Annotated in this window: 17 protein-coding genes; 11 read left to right on the forward strand and 6 right to left on the reverse strand. The window is 62.4% G+C overall.

Annotated elements, in window-relative coordinates:
- Positions 1-96: 96 nt before the first annotated feature.
- A complete protein-coding gene (locus RHEC894_RS06020; RefSeq protein ID WP_085736614.1) occupies positions 97-423 on the reverse strand; it encodes a hypothetical protein in 327 nt (108 codons plus the stop codon).
- Positions 424-647: 224 nt separating this feature from the next.
- On the opposite strand from RHEC894_RS06020, the gene RHEC894_RS06025 reads away from it, so the two are divergent.
- The 3 genes from RHEC894_RS06025 to RHEC894_RS06035 all read left to right on the forward strand — a co-directional run bounded on the left by RHEC894_RS06025 (position 648) and on the right by RHEC894_RS06035 (position 3,540).
- Positions 648-1,250 (forward strand): superoxide dismutase, encoded by a 603-nt coding sequence (locus RHEC894_RS06025; RefSeq protein WP_003569477.1) that lies wholly within the window; start codon positions 648-650, stop codon positions 1,248-1,250.
- A gap of 137 nt (positions 1,251-1,387) precedes the next feature.
- Positions 1,388-2,233: a metallophosphoesterase gene (locus RHEC894_RS06030; protein ID WP_085736615.1), complete on the forward strand. Its 846-nt coding sequence runs from the start codon at positions 1,388-1,390 to the stop codon at positions 2,231-2,233.
- 110 nt (positions 2,234-2,343) lie between these two features.
- A complete protein-coding gene (locus RHEC894_RS06035) occupies positions 2,344-3,540 on the forward strand; it encodes an IS4 family transposase (protein ID WP_085736616.1) in 1,197 nt (398 codons plus the stop codon).
- A 254-nt stretch (positions 3,541-3,794) separates the two neighbouring features.
- On the opposite strand, the gene RHEC894_RS06040 is transcribed toward RHEC894_RS06035, so the two are convergent.
- Positions 3,795-4,487: a YafY family protein gene (locus RHEC894_RS06040; RefSeq protein ID WP_085736617.1), complete on the reverse strand. Its 693-nt coding sequence runs from the start codon at positions 4,485-4,487 to the stop codon at positions 3,795-3,797.
- Positions 4,488-4,617: 130 nt separating this feature from the next.
- Here RHEC894_RS06040 and RHEC894_RS06045 point away from each other — a divergent pair, with 130 nt between their 5' ends.
- Positions 4,618-5,253: a LysE family translocator gene (locus RHEC894_RS06045; protein ID WP_085736618.1), complete on the forward strand. Its 636-nt coding sequence runs from the start codon at positions 4,618-4,620 to the stop codon at positions 5,251-5,253.
- 47 nt (positions 5,254-5,300) lie between these two features.
- Here the strand turns inward: RHEC894_RS06045 and RHEC894_RS06050 are convergent, their stop codons facing one another.
- From RHEC894_RS06050 to RHEC894_RS06060, 3 genes are all read right to left on the reverse strand, one after another.
- Complete coding sequence (locus RHEC894_RS06050; protein ID WP_085736619.1) at positions 5,301-6,203, reverse strand: MBL fold metallo-hydrolase; 903 nt, start codon at positions 6,201-6,203, stop codon at positions 5,301-5,303.
- Between the two features lie 125 nt (positions 6,204-6,328).
- Positions 6,329-6,937, reverse strand: a complete 609-nt coding sequence (locus RHEC894_RS06055; RefSeq protein ID WP_085736620.1) for an NAD(P)-dependent oxidoreductase — start codon at positions 6,935-6,937, stop codon at positions 6,329-6,331.
- Positions 6,938-6,965: 28 nt separating this feature from the next.
- The gene (locus tag RHEC894_RS06060) at positions 6,966-7,634 is read right to left on the reverse strand and encodes a DsbA family protein (protein WP_085736621.1); all 669 of its coding nucleotides are present in this window, start codon (positions 7,632-7,634) and stop codon (positions 6,966-6,968) included.
- A 96-nt stretch (positions 7,635-7,730) separates the two neighbouring features.
- Between RHEC894_RS06060 and RHEC894_RS06065 the strand changes: the two genes are divergently transcribed.
- From RHEC894_RS06065 to RHEC894_RS06080, 4 genes are all read left to right on the forward strand, one after another.
- Positions 7,731-8,612, forward strand: a complete 882-nt coding sequence (locus RHEC894_RS06065) for a LysR family transcriptional regulator (RefSeq protein WP_085736622.1) — start codon at positions 7,731-7,733, stop codon at positions 8,610-8,612.
- A 182-nt stretch (positions 8,613-8,794) separates the two neighbouring features.
- Positions 8,795-9,235, forward strand: coding sequence for a cytochrome c (locus tag RHEC894_RS06070; RefSeq protein WP_085736623.1), 441 nt, complete (start codon positions 8,795-8,797; stop codon positions 9,233-9,235).
- A 136-nt stretch (positions 9,236-9,371) separates the two neighbouring features.
- The gene (locus RHEC894_RS06075; RefSeq protein WP_085736624.1) at positions 9,372-10,286 is read left to right on the forward strand and encodes a cytochrome c; all 915 of its coding nucleotides are present in this window, start codon (positions 9,372-9,374) and stop codon (positions 10,284-10,286) included.
- Positions 10,287-10,293: 7 nt separating this feature from the next.
- On the forward strand, positions 10,294-10,557 hold the full coding sequence (locus tag RHEC894_RS06080) for a hypothetical protein (RefSeq protein ID WP_010068854.1): 264 nt from the start codon (positions 10,294-10,296) through the stop codon (positions 10,555-10,557).
- On the opposite strand, the gene RHEC894_RS06085 is transcribed toward RHEC894_RS06080, so the two are convergent.
- Positions 10,554-11,048: a GNAT family N-acetyltransferase gene (locus RHEC894_RS06085; protein ID WP_010068853.1), complete on the reverse strand. Its 495-nt coding sequence runs from the start codon at positions 11,046-11,048 to the stop codon at positions 10,554-10,556. The genes RHEC894_RS06080 and RHEC894_RS06085 overlap by 4 nt on opposite strands.
- Positions 11,049-11,307: 259 nt before the next feature.
- Here RHEC894_RS06085 and dmeR point away from each other — a divergent pair, with 259 nt between their 5' ends.
- From dmeR to bla, 3 genes are all read left to right on the forward strand, one after another.
- A complete protein-coding gene (dmeR, locus tag RHEC894_RS06090; RefSeq protein ID WP_049734460.1) occupies positions 11,308-11,580 on the forward strand; it encodes a Ni(II)/Co(II)-sensing transcriptional repressor DmeR in 273 nt (90 codons plus the stop codon).
- A 23-nt stretch (positions 11,581-11,603) separates the two neighbouring features.
- Positions 11,604-12,605: a CDF family Co(II)/Ni(II) efflux transporter DmeF gene (dmeF, locus tag RHEC894_RS06095; RefSeq protein WP_010068851.1), complete on the forward strand. Its 1,002-nt coding sequence runs from the start codon at positions 11,604-11,606 to the stop codon at positions 12,603-12,605.
- 92 nt (positions 12,606-12,697) lie between these two features.
- Positions 12,698-13,627: a class A beta-lactamase gene (bla, locus tag RHEC894_RS06100; protein WP_085736625.1), complete on the forward strand. Its 930-nt coding sequence runs from the start codon at positions 12,698-12,700 to the stop codon at positions 13,625-13,627.
- Positions 13,628-14,147: the final 520 nt, after the last annotated feature.

Here is a 14,147-nt window from a genome sequence, read left to right on the forward strand (position 1 = left end):
CCTGAAGCCCAGTCCTCAACTCCCGAGAGCAGGTTCCGGTTCCACTCGGAATGTGATGGAAGACACAAACTGCCGCGGCAGGCGGCCTGCATCAGCCTATTTTGCCGGCATGATCCCGAGCTTTTCGGCGTCCAGCTCGCTGCCGATCTCGACCGACTTCGTCTGCTTGTCATAGATGCAGATCTGGGCGACCAGTCCCTTGGCGCCCTTCGGTTTGCCGGTCAGCAAAGCGAGCCCGTAATGGGGCGTGCCGAAGGGATCGACAGCAGCATTCGGCGTCTCGATCGCGACAGCCGCCTTCTTGCACTTGGCCTCGACATCTGCCGCCAGCTCTTTCCAGGCCTCATCCGAGGAGGCGTGCGCCGTAACTGAAAGGAAAGGCAGCGCGGCGATGGCCAGAAGCGGGATTATATTCCTGTTCATATCGGATCTCCGTTGATCTCAATGGCGGCGAAGCGGTTTTCGCGGGCGGCATCCCCAGTGATTTGTCCGGGCAATTCGCAAGCGCAACTCCAGCCTGGAAAGTGAGGCAAATTTTCCTCCGGCGGCGCGTTTTTTGATATTTCGCCGGTTGCCTCTCCGTGCTTCCCCTCCTATGTTCCGCCTCACCTGCCGAGACGCAATCTATTGCCAAGAGGAGATCTGACATGGCTTTCGAATTGCCTGAACTTCCCTATGATTACGAAGCGCTTGCTCCCTTCATGTCGAAGGAAACGCTGGAGTTTCATCACGACAAGCACCATAAGGCCTATGTCGACAACGGCAACAAGCTCGCCGCTGAAGCCGGTCTCTCCGACCTCTCGCTCGAAGACGTCGTGAAGAAGTCCTTCGGCACCAATGCCGGCCTCTTCAATAACGCTGCCCAGCACTACAACCACATCCATTTCTGGAAGTGGATGAAGAAGGGCGGCGGCGGCAATAAGCTGCCGGGCAAGCTCGAAGCAGCCTTCGCTTCCGATCTCGGCGGCTACGACAAGTTCAAGGCCGATTTCGCCAATGCCGGCGCCACCCAGTTCGGCTCCGGCTGGGCCTGGGTTTCCGTCAAGAACGGCAAGCTCGAAATCTCCAAGACCCCGAACGGCGAGAACCCGCTGGTTCACGGCGCCACCCCGATCCTCGGCGTCGACGTCTGGGAGCACTCCTATTACATCGACTATCGCAACGCCCGCCCGAAATATCTCGAAGCCTTCGTCGACAGCCTGATCAACTGGGACTACGTCCTGGAACGCTACGAAGAAGCCACGAAGTAAGCGGTGCGAGGCTGCCGCCATCGGCGGCGGTCTCTCGGCTTGTTTGATTTTGCACCCGGCGTTCCCCCGAACGCCGGGTGTTTGTTTTCACATCCCGTCGTCATACCCCTGTTACCGACCGATCCTAGCCACGCCTCATGTCCATGTCCGCTCTTCCCCTCTTCCGCTTCGGCATCATTGCCGATCCGCAATATGCGGCCATTCCGCCGCATGCGGCGATGGACCGCTACTATGCCAACAGCCTCGCCAAACTCGCCGAGGCGATCGAGGTCTTCAACGGCTGGGAGTTGAGCTTCGTCATGACGCTCGGCGATGTCATCGACCGCAGCTTCAGGAGTTTCGACGATATCCTGCCGGTTTACGAGAAGCTCCGGCACGAGGCGCTCTTCCTGCTGGGCAATCACGATTTTTCCGTCGCCGCCGGGCATCTGACCGAAGTCGCCGTACGTCTCGGCATGCCGTCGCCCTATTACAGCTTTTCCCGCCACGGCTGGCGCTTCATCGTGCTCGACGGCAACGAGGTCAGCACCTTCGCGCCGCCCGAAGGCCATCCGCACCGCGTCCTTGCCGCGCAAATGCTGGCAGCGCTGGAGGCGAACGGCGCCAGGAATGCGCATCGGTGGAACGCTGCGCTGAGCGACGCGCAGTTCGCCTGGTTTGGCGATCAAATCGCAGGGGCGGCTGCGGCCGGCGAAAAGGTGATCGTCATGAATCACTATCCCGTGCATCCGCCGAGTGAGCACGGCATGTGGGACAGCGAGCGCATCGTCGCGCTGCTTGCCTCGCAGGGTAATGTCGTCGCCTATCTCAACGGCCACGATCACGTCGGCAATTACGGCAAGGCAGGCACCTGCCACTTCGTCAATTTCAAGGGCGTGGTCGACACCGAGGCTGAAAACGCCTTCGCCATCGTCGACGTCCACCCCGACCGAATCGAAATCCGCGGCTTCGGCCGCGAGGAGAGTCGGACGCTGGTTTATTAGGTGACGGTTCGCACGCCCGGTTCGTGCGGATGGCTGCCCCTCACCCTAGCCCTCATATGCGCTAGGTTTAGCTCTGGACATGATGAATCTGCTTATGATTCAAGCTTGGGATGAAGATTCGTCCTGAGATTTTGGATCATTGGCCGGAAGTGAGCGCGCGGCTTCCGGCTGGTTTTGACTTGGAAGCAACGGCGCGGTTGCGCGGTGCCTTCACGCGGGTGCGGGAAATCAAGAACGCCGAGACGCTGTTGCGGCTGGCGCTTGCCTATGGCGGCCTTGGCATGTCGTTGCGCGAGACCTGTGCATGGGCCGAGGCGAGCGGGATCGCGCGGCTGTCCGACCCGTCGCTGCTTGAGCGGCTGTGCAAAGCAGCCCCTTGGCTTGGCGACATCGTGGCCGCGCTGATTGCCGAACAGACCAAAGTGCCGGCGGGGCGTTGGGCGGGATATCGCTTGCGTGCGCTCGACGGAACGTCGATCTGTCACCCAGGTGCCGACCGCACGTCATGGCGGCTGCATGTCGGCTACGACCTGGCAACGGCTCAGGTCGATCAGCTTGAGTTGACCGACATTCACGGTGCCGAAAACCTCCAGCGCCTGACCTACGCACCCGGTGATATCGTGCTGGCCGATCGCTACTATGCAAGGCCGCGCGACCTGCGGCCCGTGATCGATGCCGGTGCAGACTTCATCGTGCGGACCGGCTGGAACTCGTTGCGGCTGCTGCATACGAACGGCGAGCCCTTTGATCTGTTTGCCGCGCTCGCCGCTCAGCAGGAGCAGGAAAGTGAACTGACGGTCCGTATCCACGAAGGCGTGAGGGTGACGGCGCCACTGCTTCTGCGCCTCGTTGTCCGGCGCAAGGATCCGCAACAGGTGGAAGCCGAGCAGCAGCGCCTGCTCAAGGCCGCCAGCAAGCGCGGCAAACAACCCGATCCGCGCAGTCTGGAGGCGGCGAAATACATTCTGCTGCTGACCTCGCTGCCGATCACCACCTTTCCGCCAGCCGATATTCTCACCCTCTATCGTTTCCGCTGGCAGATCGAGTTGGCGTTCAAACGGTTCAAGAGCTTGGCCGGCCTCGACAATCTGCCGGCCAAGAAACCGGAACTGGCGCGGGCATGGATCTGCGCCAGACTGATCGTTGCCATCATCGCTGAACAGATTGCCGGGCAGGTCCCGGACTCTTCCCCCTCTGGACACGCCAATCCCAAAGGCAAGCCCGTCGCGCTGGCGTCTCATGAAGATGGCCCTGAGTACCGTCTACGACGCCATCCGCGGACCACTGCTGTGGCAGGCTGTCTGTAATGTCTTCACCCGAAGTCGGCGTAACTTTTGTGAGTCGTCACGCCGACGCCGAAAACAATGCGACGATCTAAATGCCCGCCTAACCTAGCGCATATGACCCTAGCCCTCTCCCCGTAAACGGGGCGAGGGGACATGCCCTGCGAGAGGTCTGTGGGGGAACGGAGAGCTCACGGCTATCCCCCTTCGCCCCGCGTGCGGGGATAAGGTGCCGGCAGGCGGATGAGGGGCAGGCGGCGTTCTCAGGCCTCACATTTTCACCCCACCACAGCCTTCTCCGTCCACCCGCTCGTCCAGAGCTCCCGCAGCCTGTCGCCATCACCCTTGAAGAAATCCTCGGTTGCCGTGCAGCGCTCCACCCGGTCGCTGCGGAAATTGCGAATCGCCTGGCGCAACTCGCACCAGGCGACGATATTGGCGGTCTGCGAATAGTAGATCAGCGCGATCGGCTGGATCGTCCGCTCGCTCGCGCGGCCGAGCTCGTCGCGGTAGGCGAGCATCAGCTTGCATTCGTCGCGGATCGCCCGGCGCACGATTGCAAGGTCGAAGCCGGCCGGCTGCGCGGTCGAGCCCCAGGCATAAAGCGCCTTGCTGTCCATCGCCTGGCGCAGCGGCGGCGGCACGGCGACTGCGATCTTCTGGTTGACCCGGCGGGCGGCCTGCTTCAGCTCTTCGTCGGCGGTGCGTTCGAGCAGCGCCAGCGACAGCACGATCGCCTCCATCTCCTCGATCGAAAACATCAGCGGCGGGAGGTCGAATCCCGGCCGCATGATGTAGCCGATGCCGCGCCCGCCCTCGATCGGTACGCGCATCGCCTGCAGCGCGGCGATATCGCGATAGATCGAGCGCACCGTCACTTCGAGCGTCTCGGCCATCGCAGCCGCCGTCATCGGTTTTCTGGCGAGCCGCAGGATCTGAATGATCTCGAAAAGCCGCGAGGCCTTGCGCATTTTGCCTCTCCCATCCCTCACGCTCCTGACAATACACTGTCAGTTGGGTTTGCGTATAGAGCCGCCTATCGGATTGAAATCTATCAGGGTCTTTCGACACGACCCCCGGGACAAAAAGGCGTCAACTGACATGAATTACCACGAAAACCTCTGGCTCTTCTTCACCCTTCTCTTCGGCATCATCATCGTGCCGGGTATGGACATGCTTTTCGTGCTCGCCAATGCGCTGACCGGCGGTATCCGCCGGGGACTGGCGGCAACCGGCGGCATCATGGCCGGCGGGGCCGTGCATTCGGCCTATGGCGCGGCCGGCGTCGGTGTGCTCGTCACCATGCTGCCGCAGCTTTTCAACGTGCTGCTCTTTGCCGGCGTCGCCTATATGATCTGGATCGGCATTTCGCTGATGCGCAGTTCGATCACCGTCGAGGCGGTCGGGCCGGCGACAGCGCGCTCCGGCTGGCGCGCCTTCCGCCAGGGCGCCGTCACCTGTCTGATCAATCCCAAGGCCTATATCTTCATGTTCGCCGTCTATCCGCAGTTCCTGAGGCCGGAATTTGGCCCGGTCTGGAGGCAGGGCCTGATCATGGGCGCCATGACGATCGCCACCCAGTTCGCGATTTACGGCACGCTGGCGATGACCGCCGGCCGCAGCCGCGATCTTCTCGTCGCCAATCCCGATGCGACGGCCTTTGTCGGCCGCTGTGCCGGACTGCTTCTGGTCGCAGTCTCCGCGCTGAGCCTCTGGCAGGGATGGAAAAGCGCCTGAGGGCGGACGGAGCTCGCGGCTCGGATCAGCCGCGAGTCCCGCTGTTTTCACTGCCAGGTCATTTCGCCCTTGGCGACTTTCGCCCCTAGTTCCAACGAAACCGGCATGGCGGCGTCGGGATAGAGTTTCTTCATCGCTGCGATCAATGCCTTGGAGTCCGCGGCCTTGGCTGCCGCGGCGTCGAATGCGATCAGGTAATCGCGCGTGTAGCTGACGCCGGAAGCATCCATCGGCCAGCTGGGAGTGCCGTGACCCGGTACGACGATCTTGGGCTTGCGGGCGAGGATGTCATCAAGCGCGGCGAGCCATGCTTTTCGTTCTTCGACAGTCGGGAGATCGGCGACCCAGGGATACATGCCGCCGAAGACAGGCACACCGCCGAACACGGCATGGAGCGACGGAACCCAGATATAGCGGCCGCGATCCTTCAGATCCGGCGCGGTGACGATTTCGAGCTTCTCGCCATCAACGGAGAGCGTGCTGATGTCGCTCGCTTCCGGGAATACGAGATCGGAGACCGACTTCGGACCATTGTCGCCGAGAACAGGCGACCAGGCCTTGATCTTGCCTTCGGCCTTCTTCCGCATCAGTGCGACGGTGTCGGGAGCAGCGAGAATGCGAGCATCCGGAAAGGCCTGATGGACGGGCGCGAGGCCGAAGTAATAGTCGGGATCGTTGGTGGTGATGTAGATCGTGGTCAGGTGCTTGCCGCTCGCCTTGATGGCATCGGCGATGGCCTTGCCGTCCGAATAGCTGAAGCTCGAGTCGATGAGGACGGCCTCCGTCTTCCCGGTCACGAGCACCGGCGCGCGCAGGAAGCCCGCTTCGGTCGTCCTGAACGCCGTCCATGACAGTGGAGACTTCTCCTGCGCCACGCCGGATGTGGCGAGCGGGATCATGATAGCCGCTGCTGCGGCGATCGTCTTGAGGGTGGTGCGTCTGTTGATCATCGTGGATTTCCGAGGTTTTTGGGATGAGCCTAACTCTGCCTTCGAGGCAGAGGGGACCTGCCGCAGCCGACACCCGAACGGTGTCGACCACGCTGCGGCAAGGAATTCGGATTGGGGAGATCGGATCAGTAGCCGACGGTGAACCGCTGCCTGACGTGAGCCGGAGCTTCGATCTCGTCGACCAGCGCCACGGCGAAGTCCTCGAAGGAAATGCTGCTGCCGTGTTCGTTCGTCAGCAGTTCGTCCTTGCCGAGGCGGAAGGTGCTGGTCCGCTCGCCGGGGCCGAATGCGGCCGAAGGCGACAGGAAGGTCCAGTCGAGGTCGCTTTCACCCTTGAGCTTGTTGAGGTAATCGACGCCGCCTTGCGCTTCGGATTTGTAGATTTCCGGGAACTTGGGCGTGTTCACGAGGAGGACGCCTGGAGCGACTTCGAGGCTGCCCGCCCCGCCGACCACATAGTAGCGGCGAACGCCGGAGGCCTTGACTGCGCCAAGCAGCTTGTCCGGATCGCTGGCGGAGAAATGCACCGAGCTGATAACGGCGTCATGCCCCTCCAAGACCTTTGCCAGAGCGTCAGGCGCCTCGATGTCGCCGGCGGCGGCGGTGACATCAGGCAGAGAGGCGACCTTGGCGGGGTCTCGGGCAATCGCGGTGACGCTATGGCCGCGAGCCGACAATTCGGACAGGATGCGGGAGCCGGCCTGACCGGAGGCTCCGATGAGAGCGATTTTCATGATGGTACTCCTGGTTGGGATTGATGTTTCAGGCGACTGCGCAGAGCTCGTCGAGTGCCGCGAAGAGATGAGCCGGACCTTGATAGAGCGCCTCGCCGCCAAGCACGTGCGCATGGCCGTTGATGCGGGCGACGAGCTGCGGAACCCCGCGAATGCCGAGGATATTCATCTGACGCTGCGCATCGTCCATCCGCTCCAGCGTGCGCTCGCTGAGATCGGGGTCGTTCCGGAGCGTCTCGGCGAAGATCTCAGCGGTTAGTTCGACGCCATGCTCGGCAGCCACCTGAACGGCGACCGTCGCCACTTCCTGGACGTTGGAAGTGTCGCGTCCCTCGACATAACGTGCGATCTGGATCGCATGCAGGAAACGAGGCTCGAGCGTCGTATCGTGTTCCCCAAGGGCGGTGAGCGCAAGCGTCGCGGGGCCTGAGTCGAAAACGCCGTTCGGCGCCAACAGCACGTTCTGATGGTACTCCTTGGAGAAGCGCTGCCCGGTGAGAACCTCAATCCTTTGGTCGTTGCGCCAGGCATGATCTGATATCGACGAGATCGGCCTTGCTCCGACGAAAAGACCGGAGGGGAGCATCCTGAGGCGATCTGGAAATCTATCGGCAAGACCAGCCAGCGCCGGAGCGCTTGCGTAGCACCAGCCGCAGAAAGGGTCGAAGAAATATTGAAGGTCGATATTGGTGGTCACTGCGATCTCCCTGTGTTTGAAAGAGATATAATGTTGCGTGGATCAAAGATAAACGTCACTATGGTCGACAGAATGTTGCATGAATCGAGCGAATAGATGGATCGGATCATTGCCGCGAAAGTGCTCTTGAAGACTGTCGAGCGCGGCAGCGCTTCGGCTGCAGCCGAAGAATTGGGCATGTCCCGAGCGATGGCCTCGCGCTACATCGCGGCCATGGAAGACTGGTCGGGAACGCGGCTTCTCCACCGCACGACGCGACAGCTCAGCCTGACATCGGCGGGCGAACGCGTTCTCGACATGTGTCGGGACATCGTCCGTGTTGCCGACGCAGTGACGGAGGTCGCAACCCATGCAGAGACTCCGCACGGTCTTCTCAGGGTGACGGCGCCCGCCATCCTCGCCGAGGCGCAGCTCATTCCTCTTCTTTCCGATTTTGCCGACCTCTATCCGCGCATCAAGGTCGATTTACAGATTTCCGATCGAGCGATCGACCTCGTGCAGGACCGCATTGATCTGGCGATAAGGATCGCCAACCGCCTGGATCCATCCTTGATCGCAAAGCGGCTCGGACAGTGCTCGTCGCTGCTCTACGCCTCGCCGCGTTATCTCGAGCAATACGGAATTCCGACAGGACCGGAGGATCTCGACCGCCACAGGTGCCTCACTTACACCCACCTTGGAGGGAGCGAATGGTCGCTCAGGAATTTCGAATCTCAGATCGTGATCTCGGTGGAAGGAACCTTCCAGACCAATGACGCGGTCGCGCTGCGCCGGGCCGCTCTGTCCGGTCTGGGCATCGCCATGCTGCCGCGTTTCGCCGCTGACCAGGATGTTCAGACAGGCAAGCTAGTTGTCGTCTTGCCAGCATGGCAACCGAGCACGCTTGGCATTCATGCTCTTTATGTTTCCCGCAAGCACCTGCCAATGGCTGCGCGAGTCCTGATCGACTTCCTGGCAACGAGGCTGGCGGATGCATAGGATTGCCGGGTTTGAGCTAATTCGGTGGCAGCCTGTCTGGCCCGTCCTGCCTGTTCGCTATTTATCACATTGTTTTTACGCTGATCCGGCAAGACGTGACCGCCTTGCGCCATGGATTTTGTCATGCTCCCGGTGCAGATTGGCCATCGGCCGCCTTGGCCTCTAGAAAATTGGAGAGGAATATGAATTGGAAAGCAGTAGCTGCCGCCGCAGCGATGGCAGGAATAGCCTTCGGTTCGGTGACCGCCGCCGACGGGACACATGATTCGCGCATTGCCCTGATGAAGCAGATCGGCGGTGCGGCCGGCGCCCTCAGCGCCATCGCCAAGGGCACCAAGCCCTATGACGCCGAAGCCGTGAAGGCGGCGCTGACGACGATTGCCGCAACGGCCAAGGTCTTCCCCGATCAGTTCAAGCCGGGCACGGAAACGGGCGACCAAGAGGCGAGCCCGAAGATCTGGGAAAACATGGATGACTTCAAGGCGCGCTCCGCCAAGCTCTCCACCGACGCCGAAACCGCGCTCGCCCAGCTTCCGGCCGATCCCGCCGCTGTCGGCGCCACGGTCAACACGCTGGGCGCCAGCTGCGGCGGCTGTCACAAGGCCTATCGTATCAAGGATTGATAGGCCGTTTGATCTGGAACTTGATACGTGATCCGCGCCGGCCTTGCCGCTGGCGCGGATCACCTTATTCTCCGCCCGTGCGGGCCGGTCGCAGAATCGCTCCGCACAGAAAATTCGGCAAAAGGGGAGGCGGGGCATGATCCGCAGGTTCATCCGGTTACTGCTCTGTCTGATCGGCGTCGCCGTCCTTGGCGGGGGCGCCTTCTATGTCGTCACCGCACCCGATCCGCTGCCGGAAAGCCATTGGGCCGGTCTCGGCGCGCCCGATCCGGTCAACGGACAGATGGTCTTCTGGACGGGCGGCTGCGTCAGCTGCCATGCCGCCCCAGATTCGGAAGGCGATGCCAAGCTGACGCTGTCAGGCGGTCTGGCGCTGAAGAGCCCTTTCGGCACCTTCCACGTGCCGAATATTTCGCCGGATGAAAAAGCCGGCATCGGCGGCTGGACGCTTGCCCAATTCGGCAATGCGATGAAGCGCGGCGTCGGCCCTGACGGTCAGCATCTCTACCCGTCCTTTCCCTACGGCTCCTATGCCCGCATGAGCGACAAGGACGTCAACGATCTCTTCGCCTTCCTGAAAACCCTGCCGAAAAGTGGGAACGTCGCTCCCCCGCATGAACTGCCGTTCCCCTTTAACATCCGGCTGGCGCTTGGAGGCTGGAAATTCCTTTATTTCAACGATCAGCCGCGCGTCGTTCTCGCCAAGAGCGACGACAAGATCAAGCGCGGGCAATATCTCGTCGAAGGCCCCGGACATTGCGGCGAATGCCACACGCCACGCGATGCGCTCGGCGGCTTCCAGGCAGGTCAGTGGCTCGCCGGCGCGCCCAATCCGGAAGGCAAGGGCCGCATACCCGATATCACCCCGGCCTCCAAAAGCATCGGCGGCTGGAGCGAGGCCGATATCGCCAGCTACCTCGAAACCGGCTTCACCCCCGATTTCGATTCCGTCGGCGGCTCGATGGTCGATGTGCAGCAGAACATTGCCCATCTGCCGGCTTCCGACCGCGAGGCGATCGCCGCCTATCTGAAGGCCGTTCCGGGCCGTTAGACAATTCATGAAAACCAAACCGACCCTTGAACAGCTTGATCTCGTCATCGGCCGCATGCGTGCCCGTCTTGCCGGGCGCAACGCGCTGCTTGCCAACTGGTTCGACGAGACGATGAGGGTGATGGAGGCGCGCTTCGCCGAGAAGCTGGAAGATCCCCGCGATCTGGCGTCGGCGCGTGCCGCTGCTCTTGCCTTCGTCAAGGCCGCGCTCCACCAATGGGCGACGCGGCCGGCGCATGAAGGGCAGGCGGGCAAATCCCCGCCGGTTTAGGCGATCGACTGCATGTAACGCATGCCGGTGACCGGCCGCGGGGTGAAGTCCAGCTGTTCGTAGAAACGATGCGCCAGCACATTGCCGGTGGCGGCACTGACGGAGAGGTAGCCGCAGCCGGCATTGCGCGCCGTATCGCGGGCGCGGTCGACGAGCAGCTGGCCGGTGCCGTGGCCGCGATGGCCGTCGCGCACGAAGAGATGGTGCAGGTCCATGCCGCGCTTGCCTTCCTGCGCCCTGTAGAGCGGCACGAGAATGGCATAGCCGATCAAGCCTTCGCCGGTCTCGGCGACGAGCGCCTGGATCCACGGCAGCGGGCCGAAGAGGTCGCGCTCCAGCTGCTCCGGCGTCGTCGCGGCCGCATCGCCGTGATGGCCGGCAAGCAGGGCGATCATCTCGTTGAGTTCGGGCAGGTCGCGCGGCTTGGCGGTGCGGATCGTCACCACCGATGGGCGCATCAATGAAATTTCGCTGTCTTCGATTTCGGTCATGGTCTTCGCGTCCTTTGATAATCTGCCGTCAGGACGCTGCCGATACAACAAAGCCGCCTGACGGCGGCTTGTTGACAATATGATCTGTCGGGCCGCCCTTTACAGGTACAGCCAAAAATACGAGCGGCTCTGGTGCGCGTTTTTGATCATGATGCATCAATCGTCGGAATTGCCGCATTTGTCAATGGCCGATCGCCGCGCATCTACAGCGATGACGTTTCCCCTTGATAGTATACCCCCCTATGCTACATAAGAGCCCATGTCGCACACTACCCTGCAGAAAAAGAAACTCATCGCCCGCGTCAGCCGCTTGAAGGGTCAGATGGAAGCCGTCGAACGCGCGCTCGAGGCCGAGCGCCCCTGCGGCGAGATATTGCAGCTGCTCGCCTCCGTCCGCGGCGCCCTGACCGGGTTGACCGGCGAGGTGCTGGACGATCATCTGCGCGAACATGTGCTGAATGCCGATGACGATGCCGCGAGAGCAGAGGCGGTCGAGGAAATATCGGAAGTGCTGAGAACCTATATCCGCTGAGTGCCGTGACGAAGGAGCCTGTAATGAGTGCTGGGATCGAGAAGGCTGGAACGAACGCCCTGGAGCATGATCATATCTTCCTCGGCGCCGATCACGCGGTGAACGAGCGGCGCATCTGGCTGGTGATCGCGCTGACGGCGGTGATGATGGTGGCGGAAATCGCCGCCGGCACGGCCTACGGCTCGATGGCGCTGGTTGCCGATGGTTGGCACATGTCGACTCATGCCAGCGCACTTTTGATTTCGGCGCTCGCCTATCTCTTCGCCCGCAGGCAGGCGCGCAACCCGCGTTTCACCTTCGGCACCGGCAAGCTCGGCGATCTCGCCGGTTTCGCCAGCGCCATCATCCTGGCCCTGATCGCCCTGCTGATGGCCTGGGAAAGCTGGCTGCGCCTGTCAAATCCGGTGCCGATCGGTTTTGCCCAGGCGATCGCCGTGGCGGTAATCGGCCTTGCCGTCAACCTCATCAGCGCCTGGCTGCTTGGCGGCGGCGGCCATGGCGGGCATCACCACCATCACCACCACGGTCACGGTCATCACGGGCATGGTGATCATGCCCATCACGGGCATGGTGATCATGACCACGATCACCACGCAAAACCCGGCGACAACAATATCCGCGCCGCCTATCTGCATGTCATTGCCGATGCGATGACCTCCGTGCTCGCCATCGCGGCGCTGACGCTCGGCAGTCTCTATGGTTGGCTCTGGCTCGATCCCATCATGGGCATCGTCGGCGGCCTGGTCATCGCCAACTGGTCCTGGAGCCTGATGAAAGCCTCGGGCGGCGTCCTTCTCGACGTCGTCCCGCACGGCGAGACGCTGCCTTCGGAAATCCGCGAGGCGATCGAGACCGAGGAAGACCGGATTACCGATCTGCATGTCTGGCAGGTCGGCCCCGGCCATCATGCGGCGATCGTCGCCGTCGTCACCTCGGCGCCACGCGAGCCGGCCTTCTACAAGGGCAGGCTTTCGGCGCTGACGGAATTGTCGCATGTGACGGTCGAGGTCACGCGCGCCGCGTAATCGGGGCGCGCGACGGCAACAGTGTTGTCGTGGGGACGAGATGCCGCCGCAATCTCGCCTTAGCTCTGTTCTCCGACTCACCGGAGGATGTCATGGATCTCAGCCTTACCCGCCGCCTGCTGCTCGGCTCGGCGCTTTGCCTGCCTGCTCTGGGCCTGCCTGCGCTGGCGCTTCCCGCCAATGCCGAGGATGGGGCCGAGAAGGGGGCCCAGGAAAAGACCGGGGAGGGCGACGACAACGTCGAGAAGCGTCTTGCCGCGCTGGAAAAACGCACTGGCGGCCGCCTCGGCGTCTCGGTACTCGACACCCAGACCAGCATCTCTTTCGGCTACCGCGGCAGCGAGGCCTTTCCGATGTGCAGCACCTTCAAGGCGCTGGCCGCGGGCTTCGTGCTGGCCCGGGTCGACAAGGGCGAGGAGAAGCTCGACCGGCGGGTGACCTACGGCAAGGACAAGCTCGTCGACTATTCGCCGCTCAGCGAAAAACACGCCGATGCCGACGGCATGACCATCACAGAACTCTGCGAGGCGGCGGTGACGGTCAGCGACAATACCGCCGGCAACCTGCTGCTCGAAAGCTTCGGCGGGCCGCCAGCGCTCACCGACTGGCTGCGCTCGATCGGCGACGGTACCACCCGCCTCGACCGCACCGAACCGACGCTGAACGAGGGCAAAAAGGACGATCCGCGCGACACCACGACACCGGACGCGATGCTCGACACGCTCGGCAACCTGACCCTCGGCTCGGTGCTGACAGAGGCCTCCTCCGACAGGCTGGTCGCTTGGCTGGTGGCAAGCACGACCGGCGGCGAGCGGCTGCGGGCCGGCATGCCGGCCGAGTGGAAGGTCGGCGACAAGACCGGCACCGGCCCGAACGGCTCCTTCGGTGATATCGCGGTGATCTGGCCCCCCGACCGCGGCCCGATCGTCGCTGCCGTCTATATCGCCGAAGCGACCGTGCCGGTGAAGGAGCTCAATCCGGTCTTTGCCGAGGTTGGGCGGATGATTGTCGAGATGGTTTGAGTTGGGGGAGTTTGTTGAAATGACAAAGGCGGCCGCAGCCGAGCAAATCGAGCGAGGCGCGTGCGGCATGGATACTCGGGTCAAGCCCGAGTATGACGGAGGGTGGGGGAGGCGATCGGCAAGAGGCGGGACGTCCGGAGGAATTCCAGCAAGATGCGGGAGCTATTTTGCGTGGGAATTGCTGAAACAAAGACGGCAACTCCAACAAAATTGCGAGGCACTTGCGGTTCTTGCCGCAGACGTTCCCCCACCCTCCGTCGTCCTCGGGCTTGACCCGAGGACCCACGGCCGCAAGCACTCGTTGGGGTTCGCACTAAAACGCGACCGCTGCCAAACAAATCGAGCGAGGCGCGTGCGGCGTGGATACTCGGGTCAAGCCCGAGTATGACGGAGAATGGGGAGAGCGGCCGGCAAGAGGCGAGAGGCCTGGAGGAATTCCAGCAAAAAGCGCGGGCGGTTTTGCGTGGGGATAGCGTGAAATAATAGGCGTCAATTCCTGCAAATCACCACGCGCTTGCGG

This window comes from Rhizobium sp. CIAT894, assembly GCF_000172795.2.
In the GTDB taxonomy this organism is placed as follows: domain Bacteria; phylum Pseudomonadota; class Alphaproteobacteria; order Rhizobiales; family Rhizobiaceae; genus Rhizobium.

Excerpts from the sequence above, each read along its gene's own strand:
- RHEC894_RS06080 (WP_010068854.1), top strand. The coding sequence starts at position 10,294 with ATGAAAACCAAACCGACCCTTGAACAGCTTGATCTCGTCATCGGCCGC.
- RHEC894_RS06055 (WP_085736620.1), bottom strand. The coding sequence starts at position 6,937 with ATGAAAATCGCTCTCATCGGAGCCTCCGGTCAGGCCGGCTCCCGCATC.
- RHEC894_RS06025 (WP_003569477.1), top strand. The coding sequence starts at position 648 with ATGGCTTTCGAATTGCCTGAACTTCCCTATGATTACGAAGCGCTTGCT.
- dmeR (WP_049734460.1), top strand. The coding sequence starts at position 11,308 with ATGTCGCACACTACCCTGCAGAAAAAGAAACTCATCGCCCGCGTCAGC.
- bla (WP_085736625.1), top strand. The coding sequence starts at position 12,698 with ATGGATCTCAGCCTTACCCGCCGCCTGCTGCTCGGCTCGGCGCTTTGC.
- RHEC894_RS06040 (WP_085736617.1), bottom strand. The coding sequence starts at position 4,487 with ATGCGCAAGGCCTCGCGGCTTTTCGAGATCATTCAGATCCTGCGGCTC.
- RHEC894_RS06035 (WP_085736616.1), top strand. The coding sequence starts at position 2,344 with ATGAAGATTCGTCCTGAGATTTTGGATCATTGGCCGGAAGTGAGCGCG.
- dmeF (WP_010068851.1), top strand. The coding sequence starts at position 11,604 with ATGAGTGCTGGGATCGAGAAGGCTGGAACGAACGCCCTGGAGCATGAT.
- RHEC894_RS06050 (WP_085736619.1), bottom strand. The coding sequence starts at position 6,203 with ATGATCAACAGACGCACCACCCTCAAGACGATCGCCGCAGCAGCGGCT.
- RHEC894_RS06045 (WP_085736618.1), top strand. The coding sequence starts at position 4,618 with ATGAATTACCACGAAAACCTCTGGCTCTTCTTCACCCTTCTCTTCGGC.
- RHEC894_RS06075 (WP_085736624.1), top strand. The coding sequence starts at position 9,372 with ATGATCCGCAGGTTCATCCGGTTACTGCTCTGTCTGATCGGCGTCGCC.
- RHEC894_RS06065 (WP_085736622.1), top strand. The coding sequence starts at position 7,731 with ATGGATCGGATCATTGCCGCGAAAGTGCTCTTGAAGACTGTCGAGCGC.
- RHEC894_RS06030 (WP_085736615.1), top strand. The coding sequence starts at position 1,388 with ATGTCCATGTCCGCTCTTCCCCTCTTCCGCTTCGGCATCATTGCCGAT.
- RHEC894_RS06070 (WP_085736623.1), top strand. The coding sequence starts at position 8,795 with ATGAATTGGAAAGCAGTAGCTGCCGCCGCAGCGATGGCAGGAATAGCC.
- RHEC894_RS06020 (WP_085736614.1), bottom strand. The coding sequence starts at position 423 with ATGAACAGGAATATAATCCCGCTTCTGGCCATCGCCGCGCTGCCTTTC.
- RHEC894_RS06085 (WP_010068853.1), bottom strand. The coding sequence starts at position 11,048 with ATGACCGAAATCGAAGACAGCGAAATTTCATTGATGCGCCCATCGGTG.